Here is a 20,348-nt window from a genome sequence, read left to right on the forward strand (position 1 = left end):
GGTCAGAGCGAAGAGGATCCACCCGTTCCCATCCCGAACACGGTCGTTAAGCTCTTCGGCGCCGATGGTAGTGGGGGGCTGTCCCCCCGTGAGAGTAGGTCGCTGCCAGGCAATATGGAACAAGCAGGAAGCCATCAGTTATGGTGGCCGCCTGTTTATTTATATATGTTTATGTGAGCACTTCCATAGTAAGAAAAAGATCACAATTATTAATTATTCCACAGTAGCTCAGCGGCAGAGCAATCGGCTGTTAACCGATCGGTCGTAGGTTCGAACCCTACCTGTGGAGCCATTTATTGCTTCCATAGCTCAGTTCGGTAGAGCACTTCCATGGTAAGGAAGGGGTCGCTGGTTCAAGTCCAGTTGGAAGCTTATCTATAACTCCTTATGTATCAAGGGTTTCGGCTATTTTGAAATCCTTGATTTTTTGGTTGCCTAGGCGGATTGGTGCCTAATTGGTGACCTTTAGCGTGCTAAATCGAATACATGATCTTATTTCTCCTGCTGTTTGAAGAAGAAGTCACCAAAATTTTTTACGGCCTGCTCCTGTTTTCCGGGAAGCACATGATAATAGGTTTCAAGCGTAATTTTGATGTCTTTGTGACCGAGCCGTTCGCTGACCATCTTAATGTCTGCTCCGGGTTGTTGAAGAATAAGCGTGGCATGAGTATGCCGCAAATCGTGAAAACGGATGATTCGGTTTCCAGATATGTCGATCAGTTTGTGCCAAACGCGCCTCAGATTTGATGCATTAATCGGTGTGCCGAGTTTGGTACAGCAAATCAGGTCATTATCTTTGTACTTACCACTGAGCTTTGATTTCTCTGCGGTTACAATAGCCTTCTGGCGTTTTATCATACCAAGCGTAAAATCATCGGCAATCAGTGTGCGATTGCTGGAATCCGTCTTAACAATATCAATTAATTTCATACCGTTCCGCTGCAGCAATCGACGTACGATGACTGTTTTCTTGACGAAGTTAACATCACGAAATTTAAGCGCAAGAACTTCTCCGAGACGCATACCCAATGAAAATGCCAGCAGGAAGGCAATATATTCTCTGCTCTGCATGATTTCCTCGTTGTTGAAAAAATTCTTTGCCTCTTCCTCATCCCAAAAATCCATAATACGTTTCCGAACTGATGGCGTGTCCACGAATTCGGCTGGATTCTCTCGGATTTCTTTGTAACGTTTGGCTTTGTCGAAAACCATCTTAATGATCGTGTGCGCCTTAAAAACGGTCCAATCCGCATATGCCTCTTCTTTAAGTTGGCTATAAAGCCGATCAAGATCAAGGGCCTTAATTTCATCCAGCTTCTTATTGCCGATTGCTGGATTGATATGCTTGTCCAATATGAATTTGTAGGTTGTATAGGTCGTCTCCCGGACATTATGTTTTTTGCTTTCTATCCAGTCAATGGCATATTGTTCAAACGTTTGATTAGAAGGTTCAATGAAGTCGTTTTTAGAGATTTGATTAATGGCTTCCGCCATTGCTTTTTCGGCATCTTTCTTTCGCGTGTAACCGGAGAAACGTTTTCTCCGCCGTTTTCCTGTCAAAGGATCGCGTTCTAAATCTAGGATGAACGAATACTTGTTGCCTCTCTTTTGAATATAGCCGCGCAAGAAAATCCCTCCGATCGAATGTGCGTTCGCTTAATGAGAATTAAAATACCGGATAATTGTCATCCATCCAGTTCGGGAACGAGCATTCACATGTATTCTTGCATTTCATAAGGAATGCCGTATTCTCTGCAGACATTCTCCTTCGTCATATCGCTATTCTCCGAAATTCCATACAAAAGCAGTTTCGTAGAATATTCGCTTGCCTCACGTTCAAATTTTCCAACGGGATATAACGTATTTCGACTTAAAAACATGGTGTTCATTCGCGTATGAAAGAGTGCATGATAAACTTCGTGACCGCATGTGAAGATTTGTTGACTTATTGAAATGTTGCGGTTGATAAACACGAAACGGTTTCGGCGTTCATAACGGTACATGCCGAAGACTTCATGATTAAAGAGCCAATATTTTACGATGATGTTATTCGACGCCGCGATTTCGAAAGGATCATTTGTTTTGAATTTCTTAACATGCGCGGCAACAATCTGATCAATCCGGCTGCTCATTAAGATCATTCCTTACGAAATTTCTTTGGCGTGTATTTTTCATTAATTCGCTTGGACTGGCGAATCGCAAATTCCATTGCTTCAATAATGGATTGTTTCGCCTCCTCACTGATGGGCTCACCCATCAACATATATCCATCCCCATCTTCGGCATTCTCAAGTTCCTTTTTAACTTTCTCAAGGCGCTTAGCCACGTCTTTTTCATCTTTTTCAGTGGTAGAGGCATTTGATAAAATTCCTTTATCTGCGCCAAGCTCTATAGGATTGACATTAAATATTCGAGCGATGTTTTCCAAGTCTGATGCATTTGGTGTTGTGTAGGCTCTTTCCCAGTTTGAAACGACTTGAGGAGAGACATTTAATTTCTTTCCAAATTCCACTTGAGTCAAATGATGCTCTTTTCTTATTTTTTTTATTCTATCCTTTAAATCCATAATATCACCCACTTATTCCGTTGCTAATACGTCAATATTATCAACAAATAACGAAAACAGATAGTTATATAACGGAATATGAGAATAAATATAATTATTGTGTTGACAATAACGGAATACGTTATATAATTAACCTAACGATAAGCGTTAGAAGGGAAGTGATAAAAAATGATTTACGAAAACGTCGAAAAAATTAGATTTGCCAAAGGTGTTACCAAAACGTTTATCGCAAATAAAGCGCACATATCTTTGCAGGTCTATCACAATATTTCGAAAGGCTACACGAGTCTTGATGTCGAGAGATTGAAAAAAATAGCAGTTGCTTTAGGTGTTAACCCGGCCATTTTTTTTGATGACAAACTAACGGAAAACGTTATAAAAGGAATTCAACTTAAAACAGGAGTAGAGACCCAACGTGATATTTGATGCTTATTTTTTAGTTTAACGCGTTTTAACACCTAAAGAAAGGAAGCGAATTCAATGCCAACCATTGAAGAGGCAATCAGACAATCGGTACACGAGGCGCTAGTTCCTATTGCTGAGGAGATCCATCTTCTTAAACAAAAGACAGTGGCACAGTATCCACCAGCGGTAAAGGCAAAGGATGCCGCCAAGATGTTAAGCCTTGGCATTACAAAAGTTTATGAATTAGCTCATAATCCAAATTTTTACCCAGCCATATGGGTCGACGATCCAGAGCATCAGACGGGGCGAGTCATCTTTTCAAGCGAGGCCATTCTGAAATGGATTAGCGAACATTCAACGGAACGTTTGGCAAAAAAGAGAATGAGAAATGAACTATCGACAAATGATCACCACTATTCTTACTGACTTACATCAAACTGAGCGCAACATGGACGGTTTGCATGACTGCGGCAAGGATAAGGAAATTGATGAGCTGGGAAACAGACTGTTTTCTTTAAAACTTCTTGCTGGTGCAATGGCTGATTCTAGCTATGACGCGCTGAAAAAGCATTTGAAAGGTGGTGAAAAACATGAAAACGCCTGAAGAACTTTTCCTATTCTTTGCTGGTTTTCAAACGAAAATGGTGGCTAAACATTGCATGGGGCCGGCACGATTCGCGCTAAAAATGAAATCCCGCTATTTTCGCCAGATGAAAGCGGCTAAGCAATAACTAAAGGTCATTGAGAAAGGATGAACGCTTGTGATTGTTAAACTTGATGGTCTTAAGGGTGATCGTCTAAAACTTGCAGAAAAGATAAATCTTGTTGCAGATGCTTGCAAGGAAACCGTCAAATTTTCAGGAAATGACTCTGATTCATGGCTTCATGGTGCAATAAGCAGTTTAAGCATTCTGGCAAAGTCATACGAACTTGAACGGGTAGAAGGGGGCAACGAAAAGAATGAAGGAAAAAAAGATGATAATGAAATCCTCGCCTGATGGAGAACTGAGGAACGATTTGATCAAGGCTGAATTGATTAAAACTGCCTGCTATTTTTGTGACGCTATTTTGGATAATAACTTGTTCGCTGCTGAAGACCGATTGGCTGAGACAGTTGAAACGTTTAACCATTTGAAAGCAAAGCGGAAGGACGAACAATCCGTGAAGCATCTGCAGGAATGGCAGGACTATCTTCATTCCATTCTTGATGATAACCAAATTAACCAATTACTGATCGCATTGAGGGATGATCGTCCGATCATTATCGACGGTCCGCAGGGACCAACCGGCAAAACGGCACTCTGCACGCTTTTGAAGAATCTGAACGTGGAAGCATCTGAGGCGTGGGATCTTCAGCAATATCAGGAGCAAGCCTATCAGCGCGCCGTTCGCCTGGAACTGGGCAAGCGTCTATCGCCTGATAAACAAGCCAAAGAGCCTATTCCTCTTTATCTTTTTGAAAACGTCATTGATCAATGGTACAGGAACTGGCTCAGTCAGAGCATCGCTTCACAGGATTTGAGCCGGGAATAATGCCTGATCTTCTTTTTCAAGATCTTTAAGAGAAAGGAAGAATGGGGCCTGTGGAAGCAGTCAATCTTGCGGAAATGTTTCCGCATACCACACTCAAAGTGATTCGCTTGGCTGGGTACAGCCGGCAGAATAAAGTAAAAGGTTCCAGCCAACGTTATCAGGCGGCGAAGCGTCCCTGTATGCGTGACTGGTCAAATCTTCAAAAACCCGGTCTAAACGGAAAGGCTGCAGAGCTATGGCTCGTGCAGAAAGGCTGGACGGGTCTTGTCATCCCCAGCGACTACGTGGTCGTCGACATAGACGACGAGCGAGAGGGCGAGCAGGTCCTTCATGCCTTGAACCAAGAAGGCCTAAAATTTCACGCGATCCAGACGCCGAATGGTTGCCAATTTATTTTCAAAGACAGTGCTGCAGCGATTCGTAAGCAGGGAACGAAGCTGTTCATGGCCTGCGGCTGCGCTGGTGATTACCGGACAGCCGATCGTGGACAGATCGTCCTGCCATCCAGACAAACGCCGGGCAGGACCTGGGTACGTACCGAGACAGGGCGTTTGTCGGAAGTCCCGATATACTTTTACAGACTTTTCAGTGTTAAAAGTCATCCTCGGCCTTTTACCTTACCCATCACTGAGGGCGGACGAAATGACACACTTTATAAACATGCCTGCCGACTGATTGAATTTGGCTATTCGCCTGATCAAGTCCGGCAGATTGTGGAATTTATGAATCATTATTTTCTCTCACCGTCACTGCCGGCGGATGAAGTCGCGCACACGTTGAATAGTGCACTAGAAAAACCAGCCAGTGGAAAAATATACGCCGGATCGCCTCCGGACAAACAATCGGCAGCCGAGGGAGAGACCAAAAGCTTCAAACTCACCGAGCTTGGCAATGCGGAGCGACTGGTTCATTTCAACGGGAATAACCTATGCTACTGTGTGGAATTTGAAGAATGGTTGCTTTGGAACGGTCACACCTGGATTGAAGACAAAATGAAGCGCATCGAGCGCGTGGCCATGAGAACCTTTAGAGCCATGTATAAGGAAGCTGCAATGTTACATGACGACACAAGACGGCAAGAGCTCTTTAAATGGGCGAAGACGAGTGAAAAGAGCAATGTTTTCCTCAACAGCATTCACCGTGCAGAGGCGATGCTTCCCGTTAGTCAGCAGCAGCTCAACAAAGATAAATTTCTACTCAACTGCCAAAATGGTGTGTTGGATTTGAAGACAGGCCAGCTGCTTCAGCCAGAACGTCGATATCTGATGACGATGAACACCCATATTGTTTATGACGCTCAGGCGCGCTGTCCTACTTGGATGACTTTCTTGAAGAGCATTCTTTGTGAGACAGATGGAACGCCCAAGCTGGAACTCCTCGATTTTCTGCAACGGGCGATCGGCTACGCCCTGACGGGTGATACAAGGGAGCAGGTCATTTTCTTCCTGTGGGGGCAAGGCAACAATGGGAAATCCACGCTGCTCAATGTGATTAAAGCTATGCTGGGCGATTATGCCAAGCAGACCAATTCAGATACGTTCACAGCGAAGGTAGACGTCGGCAACGCGATTAATAACGACATTGCCCGTCTCAACGGTGCACGTTTCGTACCGGCAACCGAATCAGAAGAGGGCAAGAAACTGTCAGAAGCGCTTGTCAAGCAACTGACGGGCGGCGAAGCGATTACGGCCCGGTTTTTAAGAAAAGAGTTCTTTGAGTATACGCCGGAATTTAAGATCTTTTTTGCAACCAACTACAAACCCATCGTGCGCGGCAGCGACGACGGGATCTGGCGACGTATTCGCTTGCTTCCCTTTGAGCATAAAGTGACACCGGATCAAGTTGACAAGGAGCTGCCGGAAAAATTGATGAAGGAACTGCCAGGCATCCTGCACTGGGCAGTGGAAGGCTGCCTGAAGTGGCAGCGCGATGGCCTGGGTACACCGCGGGAAGTCAGGCAGGCAACCGCGGACTATAAAGAAGAAATGGATCTGCTGCACAGCTTCATTGCGGACTGTTGCCTGGTCAATTCCCATTCCAAAGTGCTGGCCAGTACGCTTCATAAAACCTATCTGCGCTGGGCCGAAGAAAATGGAGAGTTTCAGATGAAGCAACGTGCCTTCAATACGAAGATGGAAATGCGAGGTTTCCAGAAGCGACGCTCGACAGGGAACAAGGTGTTCTTTTTTGGAATCGGTCTGTCTACTGATGCGCCGTTACCCAGCAGTTTTTTCTGAAGGCGGACTTACTGCGTGCCTTTTCGATATTGGAGATTTAAACCAGTTACTTAGTTACTGAAGTTACCAAAAATCCTATATAACCCTATAGAAATTTTTATAGAAGTAATAGGGGAAAATTGATAACTCAAGTAACTAAGTAACTTGGAAAAATAAGGGAGTGGTTTTTAATGATTACTGCTCTTTTAGATCATGTTTATCAGAAAGATATAAAAATGATTCAAAAAAATAAAAGCTATCAGTTTTTTTCCTCTCAAAAACTGGATTCTGCTTTAAAAAGTGCCGTGCGCATCAACCAGGATGCCCTTATCCAACGATACCTGGAGAATACTAGAGCCCGACAACTCGGCTTTCTCGTTTATGCTCACGGTCAGTTTTACGAACTTCAGTATGGCCGTACATCGTTTCTCTATATCGAGCGTTTTTCCCTTTCCGGCGACTTCGAAGCAGCCAGCGTGTGGCGAGAAACCTATCTGTCTGGACGGAAAGCAAGCTCAAAAATGGTTGTAATGGCCAAAGATGTATCCTTTGCCAAAGCGTTCGGCCAGGCCACTTCTTTTATCGACTGGCTCAATAAAAAACGCGGCCATGTCATAGCTAATCAGCAGCCATCAAAGCAGATCACGGTATGGGAGATGGATTGAGCGACACCAAGCAAGAACCAAATAGTTTTTTTAGGAGATGTTTTGGAATGTCAGTTAAAACACGAACGATTGCAAGAAAGAAACAGATCTACACAAACGATCCCATCAACATCAATGGACAGATCGTGACTTATCGGCTGACACCGGATGAGTTAGCCGAAGTCCATCGAAAGTACGGCCCCCCAGGGACTGTAAAATATCCGGAACGAATGACGAATGCAAAAGGCTATCGTTGGGTCGCAGAACAGCAGAAGGAGGGGCGTTCATGAGAATCACACTGAATCCTCATCAGGTGAACATGTTGGTGAATATGCTGCATGATCGGCAGGATATAGCCGGCAGACTCTACGAGCTCTTCGAGTCGGTCCAGTCTCTGCAAGTAGCGCACATTCCTATTGTTCTTAAAAACGAGCAGGCGGTTATTGTAAAGGATTTGCTTCAAAAGGAGATTGAGGGAGCGTCCAGTATGGCTTGGTATCTTTACCGGAGACATGGATTTGACGCCTGGAGTATTCCAGCTTTTGAGATACTGGACGATTTCTACAGTATTTGGCGATTGTTAAGGATCGCTGAGGAAACGTTGCAAACCCCTAAAAAAGAGGGCAATTAACTGGAACGACCCAGCGAAAGGGAAGTGATTCAATGACTTGTACGATTCTGGCTGAGAAACCGGATCAAGCGCGGCATTATGCTGCAGCTTTCCGGCAGGCTAAACAAAAGAACGGTTATTTTGAGGTTAAAGACGATCTTTTTGACGAACCCGTTTTTCTCACTTATGGCTTTGGTCACTTGGTGGAGTTGGCTGAACCCGCAACCTATAACGAAACCTGGGAGAAGTGGTCACTTGCGACGTTGCCCATGCTGCCGGGCCACTATCAATTTTATGTCCCAGCGGATAAGCGAGAACAATTTGCGATCGTGAAACGACTCCTGGATCAATCAGACAAGATCATTGTCGCAACGGACAGCGATCGGGAAGGGGAAAACATCGCTCGCTCGATCATCGCACAGTCTGGCAATACTGGCAAACCGATTCGGCGTTTGTGGATTAACTCGCTTGAAACGTCGGAGATCCGGCGAGGTTTTGCTGATTTGAGGGATGGTGACGACTTTGTATCGAGTTACCAAGAAGCTCAGTCCCGACAGATCGCAGACTGGTTAGTCGGTTTGAATGCCACACGATTGTTTACATTGCTTTTGCGGCAGAGAGGTTTGCAGGGAACTTACTCGGTTGGCCGCGTGCAGACACCGACGTTGGCTATGATCGCCGAACGGCAGCGGGCAATTGAGAACTTTAAGCCTGAAAAATTTTATGAAATCCAAGCGGAATTTGAGACTGATTCTGGCCATTACACGGGCAAGTATGAAAAACGGCTGTCGTCAGCAGGTGAAGCGGAGGCCTTACTTCAACAGCATGATTTAGTGATTGAAAAGTCATCGGAGGCTGTAGTGCAGTCAGTGGTCAAAAAAGAAAAACGCGAACCGTCGCCGCACCTTTACAGTCTGAGCGATCTGCAGGCACGGGCCGACAAAGTCTATCATATCGGACCAGCTAACACGTTGACGGCCGTACAGGCGCTGTATGAGGCAAAATTGCTATCTTACCCACGGACGGATTGTAACTTCATCACAGACGGCGAATTTACCTATCTTTCAGAACAATTATCCGATTATCTGCGGGTGATCGACGTGCAGCTGGAGCATCTGGAAATGAGAGCTAAAAAGCGGTATGTGGACGGTCAAAAAGTTCAGGAACACTACGCGATTATTCCCACCCGTCGATTACCGTCTGTTACGGATCTTAATGCGCTTCCGCCAGCGCAGCGCACGATCTATTTGGATGTTCTCGCGAATACGGTCGCGATGTTTTGCGCGCCACATGTTTTTGAAGAAACAGTGATCCTGACGGACGCTAGTGGCTTGACTTTTAAGACGTCTGGAAAGACCGAACGTGATCCCGGCTGGAAAGTGTTATTCAAATTGGATCAGAACAAGAATCGGCCACCTTTACCGATGGTTAGCGAGGGACAAGAAGTGACGGCCACGACTCAGCTGAAAGAAGGGGTCACGACGCCTCCTAAAGCGTATACCGAAGGTCAGCTGATCACGCTGATGAAATCGGCTGGCCGTACCCTGAATGCCTCGGACGAGGAAGCCCGGAAGATGCTGGCCGAAACGGAAGGTCTCGGTACCGAGGCAACGCGTGCAAGCATCATTGAAACGTTAAAACATCAGGATTACATCGTGGTTCATAAAAGCACCGTGTCCGTTACGGACAAAGGCCGGTTGCTTTGCGATGTCCTTGCAGGCAGTAAGCTCGCTAGTCCGGCTTTTACCGCTGAGTGGGAGACTTATTTAAAAAAGATCCGGATGAAAACCGGCACGCAGGAGCGTTTCTTGGGTGGCATCCGTCATTTTGTCCAGTATCTGATGGACGAAGCCCCCAGAGCTCTGCAGGCGGTGTCTGCGCAGCTTGATCGTCTTGCACAGTCGCAAGCGGTAGGCCGTTGCCCTATTTGCGGCAGCCCAGTCATTGATAAAGGCCGGTTTTATGGCTGTTCCGGTTACGTGAATGGCTGCGCGTTCACCTTACCGAAGGAACTACTCTCAAAAACCCTTGAACCTTCAGCGATTCAGGCACTTCTTGCTGGCAAACAAACAAAGAAACTGAAAGGCTTTGTAAGCAAAGCAGGCAAATCATTCGATGCGGCTTTAGTGATCCAGGAGGGCAAACTGGCTTTCCAATTTGACTCATCCAGGAAGAAATCGTCTCGTCGTAGCAGTGGCAACAAAAGAATCGCGAATCGCAGGTTGAGAAGCTCATGAACCCAATTACAAAAACACTCATCGCTATCCATCGCGGCGAAAACCGAATGACTGATCGACAATTTTCACAGGTGTATCATGGACGTCGTCGAGAGATCCGGCAGGGGATTAGCGAGTTTGAAAAAGTTTTAGAGCAGGAACGCCTAGAGATTGAACATTCTAAAAAATAAGGCAAGGGAGAGGATCCAAATGATTAATAATGTCACATCGAATGGCGTTGCAGTAGTCCAATTCACGCTTGCGGTCAATCGTCCGTTTACAGGGCAGGATGGCGAGCGTCAGGCAGATTTCATTCCTGTGATTGCCTGGCGGGGGACAGCTGAAAGTACGGCCAAGTTTTTGAAAAAGGGCAGTCTGGCCGGTGTTGAGGGGAGAATTCAAACGCGGAACTATGAAAATAGCGAGGGTCGGCACGTCTATGTGACAGAAGTGGTCGCCCGTCAAGTTGAATTTCTCGAACCCAAGGGGACGCGGCACGAAGGAACCGCTTCGCAGGACCATGGGGTATCGAATTATGGTGGTAATGCTGCATCGACTCCTGTCTCGTCTGCAGTTGGTGATGATCCTTTCGCAAATGACAGCAAGCCGATCGACATTTCTGACGACTTGCCCTTCTGATTGACGACGGTGAATTGACTCATTAGAGAGGAACATCAGCCCATTCAGGTAAAGTGACGCTTATGATCCTTATAGATAAATAGATCAAGCCGGCAGGAGGGCAGCGGCATGACAATCTTTCATTTTATCTTCATCGTACTCATTATTATTACTCTGATATTTATTGGTTTAGCCAGTTATGCGTGTCTGGTCATCGGAGCTAGAAAAGAAGAGGAGTGGCGCAAGAGTGAGCGAACGTCTTGTGAGCATCAGAAAAACATTCATTAACGGTCCAAAAAAATTTTTCGAACGGACTCCGATGAACGTCTTTTATTAGAATCTCAGTTGATAACCGATGAATATGAGCGACTTGGACGAATCAAGAGGGTATTCTTTCTCGTCCTTTTTAACGTGCTACATGTCAATGAAGTATTGATCAGAATTGAATAAGGAGAAGTGATAAAAAAATGGAAGCCACCATAGCAATATTCGCAGCAGTAATGGCAATTGGTGCAGTGATAGAACTTGTGTCACAATATATTAAAACTAAAAACAAATGGTTTCTTGTGGCGCTTTTTCTTGGAATCTTTATTCCCTTAATTGCAGGTACCTTCTTAATGTTGCACGTATTAACTTTGATCCGATGAGGGCATTAGAGAATTTAAAGAATAGGCTTTTGCAGAAAGGATAGGGCAAAATATGAAATACATTTTGGGACAGCTTGCAATGACGGCTGGATTGGCCACGGTGTCTCTCTATGTCACTATGCTATTAATTTTTGTCGCTCAAATGATTAAGTACAAAAAAAGTGAGCACAAAAAAAAGATAAAAATTGAGATAATGATCGGCAACGCCATTCATTTTCGCAAAGAAATCAGCAAGATAATGGGCTTGATCATGACTTATGCATTGGCGTTTTGCTTATTGACTCTGATAACAGAAACGCTATTCGTGTTAATAAGTAGGATCATGGACATCTATTACTGATGCATAACCGTTTTCAAGAAATAGTCAATAAATGTCCAGACAATTGTCAAATGTAGTGCGATGAACAAAAATACAAACGCCACACCATTTTTCAGTAAATGAAAAACCATTTGCGGTGTCGATAAATTATTCCAACGCAGAAGATCGGCTTTGTATGTACGAGGAAAAAGATAAGTGATTGATCTCCATGCCATTAATGAAAGGGCTAATAGGCGTGCAGCTATATAGAAAATAAAAAAATGGTTGCGATTGATAATAATTTTGACGATGAATGCACCGACGTTCGAAAGATAATTTTTAATTGCGGAAGGAAAGGGCTGCTGCCAGTTATAAGAATGAGATACTTGTTCAATCATGTGTTCAATGGATATAGGCATAGATAGAGTGGAAAAGGAAAGAAAACAAATACACAAAGCATAAATAGAAAAAAATATTGAAGTGTATCTATTAACAGAGGTCGTTTTGTTATAAAAAAATGTCACAATTAATACAATTGTGAGGAGCACTGACATGAATAGAGGGATAAATTTGTAGAAAAGAGCGTATATAGCAAAGACAAGGATGAAAATGAGTAATGCTTTCCACCATTCGTCCTTTTCATTATTTTGAGCAAGTACTGTTTGAACGGTGGTGGTCTGATAATTTGATATAGTTTGATTGTAGTTTGAAATATAATTTCCGTTTCCATTGACGTAGTTATTTATGCTGGTTTGGTTTGTAGAGTGATCTTGTTTATTTCTTTTGAAAATCTGAAGAGTGGTAAATACAATATTTAATGAATACATCACAATAGAAAGAATGTTTGCCACTTAATACAGTCCCTTCGGGGTATATATTAAGACACATTATTTATTCTATATGAAATTATATAGCAAAGAAATATAGATTTGATATTTTGCATAACAGCAATTCTTAACTACCAGACCAGTACAAGCGTAATCATCACTGTGAACGCCGGCTCATGCGCTCATTTTAGTGACAGTGGCAACATGAGTAGCAGTTATATTTATCATTTTTCCGAATCTTACCATGATGCCAAACATTTATTTCATCATTACAACTATCGCGGGTGAAAATATATAAATGATATTTAGAAGATGTATTTCACGCCTTTAAATCAATGAATATATCAAATAAATAGCTGGAAGATATACAAATGCTTGATTATTTGTTAATCAAGCCACGGGCGAGATGACATGATATAAAAAATCTATCTAATTTATAGAGGAGAGATAGCAAAAATGAAAATGCTGATTGCTGACGATAATGGGAATTCGACAACTAAAATGATTGTTAATGAATCATTAATCAAGCAACCAACAATGGTCCGACGTATTTATTCAGCGCCAACGGTAGCGGATGGGACAATCAACGAAGCAGTTAGCACATTGATGGATCGGCTTCTGTTGGATATATCATCCCCAGCTGTTCGGCGAAACGGCCTGTATATGATCGGACAGCGCGCTAAATCGTCCAGTACGCAAGCTGAAGCGATGAACATTCATGTTGGACGAAAAGCGGATAGCGATATTCCCCTGATTACGACACTCGGCATGACTGCGGCAAAAGCTGTACAAGACCGTTTCTTTCAAACGCTGCAGTTTCCGGATACAATAACGGCAGAGGCCTACATGACCGGAGCTATTCCGGCCAGCGAATACACAACAAAAATCGCCAGATCCCTAGAGGACAAGTATATGAAGGTGCCTCACATTGTTACTGTCCATGTTCTCGATAAAATTGTTACCGTCAAAAATATTTTTAGACAAGTGAAAATCACACAGGAAGGCATTCCGGCGCTTTATGCTCTACTAGAAGCAGACGCTGGTATCCTTAAAAACTATAAGGGTGAGGAGACTTCACCGAGAGATTTTAAAAACAAGCGCGCGCTGCACGTTGATATTGGTGACGGTACAACGGAGTACATTTACACGGAAGGTGTGAATCCAGTACCGGATCAATGCAGTGGCGCACGACGAGGTGTTGGACATGCGACCGAAGAGGCGATTAAAATGCTGTCGGATTTAACCAATGGATACGTAAAGTTGACCCGTCAGCAGTACATGGATGTCCTCTCCGATCCGGATAACAATTATTACGCTGAAGCTAAGGGATATTTTGCTGAGACTTTGCTTGCACAGGCTGATAAAATTCAGCAGGATGTCGAAGAAAAATTTATGGAACTTTCGGCATCTGTTGATTATATTGTGGTTTACGGCGGTGGTAGCATTGCTTTTTATGATACGCTTTATGAAAGACTTCAAACATTCGCCGAAAACGCCAATACAAAGCTTTTGTGGGTGCCGGCAGAATATGCTGTAGACATGAACGTGAAGGGCATGGACAGCCTGAATAAGCATCTCTTCTATAAGGATGTTGCTAAGAATATTGCTGTGAGTGCCTAAGAAAGCAGGGACTGGTCATCATGATAAAAAAGGAACGAGGTTCTTATCTCTGGCGTTATGACGCCGATTCGGGCGTACAGCAGAAAATTAATGCCTGGATGGATCAGCAAAGCAATGTCCGGGATTCGTTGCAAATGCTGGTGTTATACTTTGTCGATCGATTCGGTAATGTGAACGTTATGGATTACGACGTACAGAAAAAACTTTATGCGGATGTGTTAGGACAGGAAGTGCCTCCAGTCCAAGCTCAGGTGCTGGAGGAAACGGAGCGAACAATGAAGAAAGAAAAAGAGGAGAGCGATCACTCTCCATTAGCCCCTGATACCGGCAATGAGGAAAACGATATATTTGACGGAGTTAATCCGAAAAATATCTGAGCGCATCCTAAAGGGAGATGATTGGAATTGTTGAAACTGCCAAATGAGTATTTGAAAGACGTGCTGGTCCGCTTGGCTCATCACTCAACGGCCATTGAGGGCAATACTCTCTCACTGGCTGAGACGGTCTCCATTATCCTGCATAACACATTACCGCCGACGTCCCGGAGTATTGATCTGCGTGAAATTTACGAAGTTAAAAATCATGAACAGGCCTTTCGTTTTGTACTGGAAGAGCTGGAGCAGAAACATCCGCTGAGTATTGAGACAGTCAGGGGCGTCCATGCAGATTTAACTGACCATCTGCAGCATGATCGCGGCCAGTTCAAGACATCAGACAACGCGATTCTTGGCGCAGAGTTTCACACGGCCAGCGCTGCAGAAACGCCCCTGTTGATGCGACAATGGGTCGACAATCTAAATTACCGTCTGACAAATACTGAAAAGGCGACCGATCGTTACTTGACCATCAGTGAGGCGCACATTGCTTTTGAACGTATTCATCCATTTTCTGATGGCAATGGACGGACGGGACGGATGCTGATGAATTATTCGTTGTTACAAAGTGATTTGCCACCGGTTGTGATCAGCAGTCAGGACCGAACAACTTATATCGCTCTCCTCGCTCAGGAAGACGGGGCTGAGCTCAGCCGATTTATTCAAAAGGAATCACAAACGGAACTGGATCGTATCCGGCGATTCCAAAATCAACAGGCACAGCAGATTACGGTGGATTTACCGCCTAAGAAAAAAGGCCAGTCTCTTCCTAAAAAGCAAGATTCACGTGAGCGCTGAGGAGGGAAAAAACGAAGGACGAGCAAAAAATTAGTGTTGTTGTCCAGGAAAATGATAACTGAACGATTAAAAAGTATTTTTATCATTAAAATGTCTATACTGTGATTGTTCAATCTATTCCCTTAATTCCCTGCACTTCGGCGCGGGGATTTTTTATATTTTGAATTTACACTTTAAGTGCTCTGAAGGTTACTCAATTACCGATTTTCGGGTATTTATTTTGAAAGTCATTTTTCTGCGACAATACAGGGAAAAAGGTAACTTTCATCTTCAAAAGTAACTCGGGAGAAAAAATATACATAAATTTGCAGAATGCTCTTTACAAGCGAACGTGTGTGGGTGTATCTTGCTAGTGAGGACAAAAAAATAAGAGGGCAGTCCTTCAGAGAGTTGGCGCTCACTGAAGTGACCATAGCTCGTTAAACAGTTCCAGCTGTTTACGAACCCGCCCTCAGGTGCACGGCCACAAACCATGCAACCAAATTATAACTGACATTTTGACTATAATCAAAACCGGTCGGTTATAAAGCAGTAGAGGTTGTAGTTTGTTGCAAGATGTCGCGCAACTGACGGAGCCATTCGGATCGTAAACAGAATCTGAATGGCTTTTTTAATTAGCTGGAAAGGAGGAATGCAGAGACACATGCGAAAGAGAAACCCGATCCAACGTGTCTTTACGCCGAGAGAGGTTGAGCGTTTAGGAGACAGCGTTCGCATGAAAAATGGCAACTATGGAGAGATTGATGGCAAATTTATTGTTTTTTTGGAAACTGGAAGCATCCGACCGATTGACAGCGTATATCAAGAAATACGCACGGTACGTAATGGAAATGGACAAGTGATTGCTAAACGCGTGGGGAGATGGTCTAAAAACCTATGGGCCATTGAGGGGGCCTATCCTCAATTGAGAAAGAAAAAATATATGGTGATCCATTAATTAATGGATCTTTAAGGAGGTGATGAATCAGTAACCCGACGACGCGCCGGACAAATAGACAGGGACGTAGCGGCCCCTCCAGACGTATAAATCCGTAGCCATGCAATGCGTCTGGATTGAGATGGATCTCCTGGTGTGATGACCCGAAATCGGGACAGCAGGTATGGCTGCGCATTCTCAGATCTGATATGCATCTGTGTTTCTGCTGACTTCCGGCGCTTGTCAGATACTGTGCTGAGATAGAGTTCACGGAATAAACCACTGCTAAAAATCCGTACATACGCCACAAGTCTATTCGTTATCTGATTGTGGCGATTATTATTATCGGCACTGAATTTGGTATCAGGTAAATTATGGTATAATAAAACCATCGAACTATATCAGACATCCCAGTGACCGACACATAACATACAAATATGAAATAAAAGGGTGGTGGGACAAATGAAAGGCAAACACTTTTCGGTGAAGGACAATGCGTTGAAGACCAAAATGTTGGCTCTAGTCAAACGGTTGAAACATCGTCCTGTCTTTCTATCTGTGGTAGCTGCCGTTGTGCTGATTATCGGTGGGGGTGGTGGCGCGCTAGTATATGCTGCTTCTCAGCCTTCGCATTTGGCGAAAACGACCGCTGCAAAACAAAGCAAGGCTCAAGCGACAAAAAAAGTTGACAAAAGTAGTAGCCAAGAAAAAACGACCCCTAAAAAAGCAAAAACTGCCGTTGTAACCGTAACAAATCATCCGACTGCTGCTAAACAATCTGTTACTTCTTCTACTCCTGCTAGTGCAAATAAACCGTCATCGTCTATTTCTGAGCAGGATAAGGTAACTCAGGGCAGTTCAACAAGTTCTTCCTCTTCTTCTAGTGGATCGAGTCAAGCATCGTATTCTGCTCCAGCTCAACCAAGTTCGCCGGTGAAGAGTAGTGGATATTCAAGTCACAATAGCGTAACTTCAACTTCAAGATCGTCAGGTACGGCTTATAGGGGTTCATCGTCCACTGGATCCACTAGTCATCGTTCAAGTGGCAGTCAGTCAACAAGTGTTACTTCGACTGATTTAACAGGTGTAATTAATCAAATTAATTCCGGACATACAAGCCAGATATATAGCGGAACTAACAGCGGGGGCGTTCATTACACTGTTACTGGCGTTGGCAAATAAGTACATGGAGGCGGTAAATAAATATCCCTGTTTAGTTGCTTTTGCAACGGCTTGTTTAACCTTAGACTACTCGATCAGTTCGGATTAAGGTCACGACCTAACAGAGAGTTTCGATGACGGTGTGAAATGAATTGATCTCGTCGTTATAATCGGTCAGTTCCGCTTGTCAGGAATTGCCGGTAAAGGAACTGTTTCCCTCAGTTATATTCTCAAGTAGACAGGGGCCTTTTTCTTTTTGAAAACTGCCGAAATGACGGAGGGATTTTAGTCATTTTAAATCATAAATTTTTATATATAGGGAAGGATCAGCTGAGGTTTTTTATGTAGTGATTCTGGTCTGTATGTTTTTTGGAGCTTAAAAAAAAACCCGTTTCGAAATGAAACGGGTTTTTGAGTTACGAAGCATCAAGGTTGACCATATCTTTCAATCAAGGTTTCAAATGGAGGCGCAAAAATTTGGGAAAAAAAATAAAGGGATTATTTATTTTATCCCTGCTAATTCTATCTTCTCTTTTTCCCATACTCAATCCTGCTAAACAGGCTGAGGCGGCGACAATTCATGCCGCTGGGGATTATACGTGGGTGGATGCTGCAGGATATTACCATACGACTGCATATTTATTAAATGGTAGCAATCTTGTTTATTGCTATGCAGAAAGTAATTTGCCTCCCACTTCAAATGGAACAGGTTATAACAATGGAACAGACGTTTATGATTTTCATATAACTTCGCTTCTTTATTACGGATACGGAGGGGGAGGTTATAAAGGCAATGGATCAAAAACGGATTATGTAAAAACATGGGTGGCCTTAAATAATTGGAAAAATGGACAGACAACCGTGCCACAATCAGCTTCAAATAGCGATTCTTTCGTAGCCAGTCTGATTAAACATGCAGAACAACAAGATGCACCGAGATATAATATTTCTTTTAATACCGGATATGTTTCATCCAACATATCCGGAACTGTACAAAAGTCGGGAACAATAAAGGTAAGTGGATCCAATGCTAGCTATGCTAGTTTGAACATTCCCAGCGGTATAACCATTCATGTCATCGGAGGAAAAGTACAAAAGGGTGGTTCAATTAAAGTAAAGGGCGGACAGTCTTTTTATTTTACCGCTCCGTTATCGTATAATTCTGATTATAAGACGGGTAATGTGAATGCTTGGGAAGCAACAATTGCATCTATTTTATATATTCCATATAACCAAAGCTATCAAACAATTTTAGCCAGTCCGTTTATTGTGGACGACCCTACAACAAAAGCAGGGTTTACTGTCCATTTTTGGACACGAACCGAAAAGGTTACACGCCACTATGTGGACGATTACACAGGAAATAAGGTAAAGAGTGACGACACCAATACCCTAACAATCGGTTCCTCTTTCAGTTACACGCCGCCGAAGACGATCACGTCAGGCGGCGATTCTTATGACGCGGACAGCACCGCACCGTGGAAGGGAAAGGTTCCAAGCAACAGTATCGACCACACTTTTGGGTATAAGCTGAGACGAGAAGTGACGGTCAACTATCTGGATAACCGAACCGGCAAGCCGATAGCGTCTTCGGAATCTTACAGTGTGCATCAAGGCGATCATTATTCGGAGGCCCCACCGACAAATTTTAAAACGAAAAACGGTGAATATACCTACCGTTATGTCAAAGAATCTGGAGATTCTCAGTCAGGTACGATCAGTCGGAATAACATCACGATCAATTATTATTACGATATTCCACTCATCAAGACGGGCCTTAAAGATCTGAAGATCTACACAGCTCCAGTTGCCGATGGGCTGCCGGTCAGCGTTCAGCTGAATAAAATCTTTAACTACAGTTCTTCACTGGCTGACATGTCCAAGAGCCCAATTGCCGTTTCGCTCTATCAAGGTTCAAAACGGATTGCCACACAGACTTATACCGCAGCCTCGCTGCCGGAAGATCTCACCTTTAAGATTTCATCCAGAAGCGGACTTGTGAAGAATACGCACAAGCCTTATACGGTCAAGTTTGAAAACTATAATGCCAATGACGTTAAGATTGAGGACGACACAACGGCTGCCGCACAGCTAACGACGGACGGTTATACGAGTTCGGAAGACACTGTGACACTTAACTTGAAAAATAGCGTGAACGATTTGGACCAAGCGAAACGGGTCGTGATGACGGAAATTGCACCGAAGCAGTCGATGACACAGATATATGAGACCTTTAACTACAGCGCGACACCGCTGCCGAAGACAAAAACGGGATATGGCGTTGCGTCAACCGTTCGTCTTGATTATCAAAATGAACTGGGAGTGAATTACAACTATGCAACGCCGGTGAGTGAAGATGATTTTACTTTCCAGGCTCCCTCCGTGCTGCAAGATAAATCGTACTTGGATTATCCCGTCAAAAATGGAGACGTCAATGTGCCCATGACGGCCACACGGATCGCGTTTGTCAACGGCAGCAACTATTGGCGTGACGAGTCCTTCGTCTTTCCTCATATGAACGTCGAAGATGACACAGGACATTTGTTCACTGACGAGCAGGCTGCCGCTAAAGATTCGCGCATCAAGAAAAAACTATACAATGGTCACAATGAGTTCTACACGCCGATTTGGCCAGACAAGTCGCAGACTATTCCAGCGACCTATAACGTGGATTATTCAACGAATCCGCTCGGCGTAAATAAAGTGACGCTGAAGATTCAGGATCAGCTGCAGCTTGTCGCCTATATGTACGCCTGGATGGGCAGTTCGACGATCAATAAAGACGAGCTCCTCATGGAACCGGTGAACACGGACAATCCGTTCCCGAATGGGCTGCCGCCTGGATGGACAAAAAGCGACGAGCAGTGGATCGAGAACGATTAACTGATACGAGGAGATC

General features: G+C 44.0%; 25 protein-coding genes, 2 tRNA genes and 1 rRNA gene. 24 read left to right on the plus strand and 4 right to left on the minus strand.

Annotation, left to right across the window (positions count from 1 at the left end; genetic code table 11):
• The 3 genes from rrf to OYT88_RS17900 form a co-directional block, all read left to right on the plus strand.
• Positions 1-111, plus strand: a 5S ribosomal RNA gene (gene rrf, locus OYT88_RS17890); the annotation flags it as partial.
• Between the two features lie 106 nt (positions 112-217).
• Positions 218-292 (plus strand) — tRNA-Asn (locus OYT88_RS17895).
• Positions 293-298: 6 nt separating this feature from the next.
• A tRNA-Thr gene (locus OYT88_RS17900) sits at positions 299-372 on the plus strand.
• Positions 373-492: 120 nt separating this feature from the next.
• Here OYT88_RS17900 and OYT88_RS17905 read toward each other — a convergent pair.
• From OYT88_RS17905 to OYT88_RS17915, 3 genes are all read right to left on the minus strand, one after another.
• Positions 493-1,626, minus strand: a complete 1,134-nt coding sequence (locus OYT88_RS17905; protein ID WP_274401726.1) for a site-specific integrase — start codon at positions 1,624-1,626, stop codon at positions 493-495.
• A gap of 86 nt (positions 1,627-1,712) precedes the next feature.
• On the minus strand, positions 1,713-2,132 hold the full coding sequence (locus OYT88_RS17910) for an ImmA/IrrE family metallo-endopeptidase (RefSeq protein ID WP_274401727.1): 420 nt from the start codon (positions 2,130-2,132) through the stop codon (positions 1,713-1,715).
• A 5-nt stretch (positions 2,133-2,137) separates the two neighbouring features.
• Positions 2,138-2,566 (minus strand): helix-turn-helix domain-containing protein, encoded by a 429-nt coding sequence (locus OYT88_RS17915; RefSeq protein ID WP_274401728.1) that lies wholly within the window; start codon positions 2,564-2,566, stop codon positions 2,138-2,140.
• Between the two features lie 168 nt (positions 2,567-2,734).
• Between OYT88_RS17915 and OYT88_RS17920 the strand changes: the two genes are divergently transcribed.
• From OYT88_RS17920 to OYT88_RS17990, 15 genes are all read left to right on the plus strand, one after another.
• Entirely contained in the window at positions 2,735-2,992 is a 258-nt protein-coding gene (locus OYT88_RS17920) for a helix-turn-helix domain-containing protein (protein WP_274401729.1), read from the plus strand.
• Positions 2,993-3,046: 54 nt separating this feature from the next.
• Positions 3,047-3,397 carry a hypothetical protein gene (locus OYT88_RS17925; RefSeq protein WP_274401730.1) on the plus strand — a complete coding sequence of 117 codons (351 nt, stop codon included), beginning with the start codon at positions 3,047-3,049 and terminating at the stop codon, positions 3,395-3,397.
• Positions 3,360-3,575, plus strand: coding sequence for a hypothetical protein (locus OYT88_RS17930; protein WP_274401731.1), 216 nt, complete (start codon positions 3,360-3,362; stop codon positions 3,573-3,575). Before OYT88_RS17925 ends, OYT88_RS17930 begins: the two co-directional genes overlap by 38 nt.
• Positions 3,562-3,702: a hypothetical protein gene (locus OYT88_RS17935; protein WP_274401732.1), complete on the plus strand. Its 141-nt coding sequence runs from the start codon at positions 3,562-3,564 to the stop codon at positions 3,700-3,702. Before OYT88_RS17930 ends, OYT88_RS17935 begins: the two co-directional genes overlap by 14 nt.
• Before the next feature lie 30 nt (positions 3,703-3,732).
• Positions 3,733-3,969, plus strand: a complete 237-nt coding sequence (locus OYT88_RS17940) for a hypothetical protein (RefSeq protein ID WP_274401733.1) — start codon at positions 3,733-3,735, stop codon at positions 3,967-3,969.
• Positions 3,932-4,504 carry a hypothetical protein gene (locus tag OYT88_RS17945; protein WP_274401734.1) on the plus strand — a complete coding sequence of 191 codons (573 nt, stop codon included), beginning with the start codon at positions 3,932-3,934 and terminating at the stop codon, positions 4,502-4,504. Before OYT88_RS17940 ends, OYT88_RS17945 begins: the two co-directional genes overlap by 38 nt.
• Before the next feature lie 41 nt (positions 4,505-4,545).
• Positions 4,546-6,741 carry a phage/plasmid primase, P4 family gene (locus OYT88_RS17950; protein WP_274401735.1) on the plus strand — a complete coding sequence of 732 codons (2,196 nt, stop codon included), beginning with the start codon at positions 4,546-4,548 and terminating at the stop codon, positions 6,739-6,741.
• 215 nt (positions 6,742-6,956) lie between these two features.
• The gene (locus tag OYT88_RS17955; protein WP_274401736.1) at positions 6,957-7,385 is read left to right on the plus strand and encodes a hypothetical protein; all 429 of its coding nucleotides are present in this window, start codon (positions 6,957-6,959) and stop codon (positions 7,383-7,385) included.
• Positions 7,386-7,432: 47 nt separating this feature from the next.
• Complete coding sequence (locus OYT88_RS17960; protein ID WP_274401737.1) at positions 7,433-7,654, plus strand: SPFH domain-containing protein; 222 nt, start codon at positions 7,433-7,435, stop codon at positions 7,652-7,654.
• Entirely contained in the window at positions 7,651-7,995 is a 345-nt protein-coding gene (locus OYT88_RS17965) for a hypothetical protein (protein WP_274401738.1), read from the plus strand. The genes OYT88_RS17960 and OYT88_RS17965 overlap by 4 nt, the downstream gene beginning before the upstream one ends.
• A gap of 32 nt (positions 7,996-8,027) precedes the next feature.
• Positions 8,028-10,211 (plus strand): type IA DNA topoisomerase, encoded by a 2,184-nt coding sequence (gene topB, locus OYT88_RS17970; RefSeq protein WP_274401739.1) that lies wholly within the window; start codon positions 8,028-8,030, stop codon positions 10,209-10,211.
• On the plus strand, positions 10,208-10,381 hold the full coding sequence (locus OYT88_RS17975) for a hypothetical protein (RefSeq protein WP_274401740.1): 174 nt from the start codon (positions 10,208-10,210) through the stop codon (positions 10,379-10,381). Before topB ends, OYT88_RS17975 begins: the two co-directional genes overlap by 4 nt.
• Before the next feature lie 19 nt (positions 10,382-10,400).
• Entirely contained in the window at positions 10,401-10,829 is a 429-nt protein-coding gene (locus OYT88_RS17980; protein WP_274401741.1) for a single-stranded DNA-binding protein, read from the plus strand.
• 108 nt (positions 10,830-10,937) lie between these two features.
• On the plus strand, positions 10,938-11,096 hold the full coding sequence (locus tag OYT88_RS17985) for a hypothetical protein (protein WP_274401742.1): 159 nt from the start codon (positions 10,938-10,940) through the stop codon (positions 11,094-11,096).
• Between the two features lie 179 nt (positions 11,097-11,275).
• Positions 11,276-11,455 (plus strand): hypothetical protein, encoded by a 180-nt coding sequence (locus OYT88_RS17990; protein ID WP_274401743.1) that lies wholly within the window; start codon positions 11,276-11,278, stop codon positions 11,453-11,455.
• A gap of 333 nt (positions 11,456-11,788) precedes the next feature.
• Here the strand turns inward: OYT88_RS17990 and OYT88_RS17995 are convergent, their stop codons facing one another.
• Positions 11,789-12,604, minus strand: a complete 816-nt coding sequence (locus OYT88_RS17995; protein WP_274401744.1) for a hypothetical protein — start codon at positions 12,602-12,604, stop codon at positions 11,789-11,791.
• A gap of 432 nt (positions 12,605-13,036) precedes the next feature.
• Here OYT88_RS17995 and OYT88_RS18000 point away from each other — a divergent pair, with 432 nt between their 5' ends.
• From OYT88_RS18000 to OYT88_RS18025, 6 genes are all read left to right on the plus strand, one after another.
• Positions 13,037-14,200 carry a ParM/StbA family protein gene (locus tag OYT88_RS18000; protein ID WP_274401745.1) on the plus strand — a complete coding sequence of 388 codons (1,164 nt, stop codon included), beginning with the start codon at positions 13,037-13,039 and terminating at the stop codon, positions 14,198-14,200.
• A gap of 20 nt (positions 14,201-14,220) precedes the next feature.
• On the plus strand, positions 14,221-14,577 hold the full coding sequence (locus OYT88_RS18005) for a hypothetical protein (protein WP_274401746.1): 357 nt from the start codon (positions 14,221-14,223) through the stop codon (positions 14,575-14,577).
• A 27-nt stretch (positions 14,578-14,604) separates the two neighbouring features.
• Positions 14,605-15,372, plus strand: coding sequence for a Fic family protein (locus tag OYT88_RS18010; protein ID WP_274401747.1), 768 nt, complete (start codon positions 14,605-14,607; stop codon positions 15,370-15,372).
• A 643-nt stretch (positions 15,373-16,015) separates the two neighbouring features.
• The gene (locus OYT88_RS18015; RefSeq protein WP_274401748.1) at positions 16,016-16,309 is read left to right on the plus strand and encodes a hypothetical protein; all 294 of its coding nucleotides are present in this window, start codon (positions 16,016-16,018) and stop codon (positions 16,307-16,309) included.
• 441 nt (positions 16,310-16,750) lie between these two features.
• Positions 16,751-17,470 carry a hypothetical protein gene (locus OYT88_RS18020; RefSeq protein WP_274401749.1) on the plus strand — a complete coding sequence of 240 codons (720 nt, stop codon included), beginning with the start codon at positions 16,751-16,753 and terminating at the stop codon, positions 17,468-17,470.
• A 456-nt stretch (positions 17,471-17,926) separates the two neighbouring features.
• Positions 17,927-20,332, plus strand: coding sequence for a MucBP domain-containing protein (locus tag OYT88_RS18025; RefSeq protein ID WP_274401750.1), 2,406 nt, complete (start codon positions 17,927-17,929; stop codon positions 20,330-20,332).
• Positions 20,333-20,348 lie beyond the last annotated feature (16 nt).

Origin of the sequence: Sporolactobacillus sp. CQH2019 (genome assembly GCF_028765345.1) — a bacterium.
GTDB lineage: Bacteria > Bacillota > Bacilli > Bacillales > Sporolactobacillaceae > Sporolactobacillus.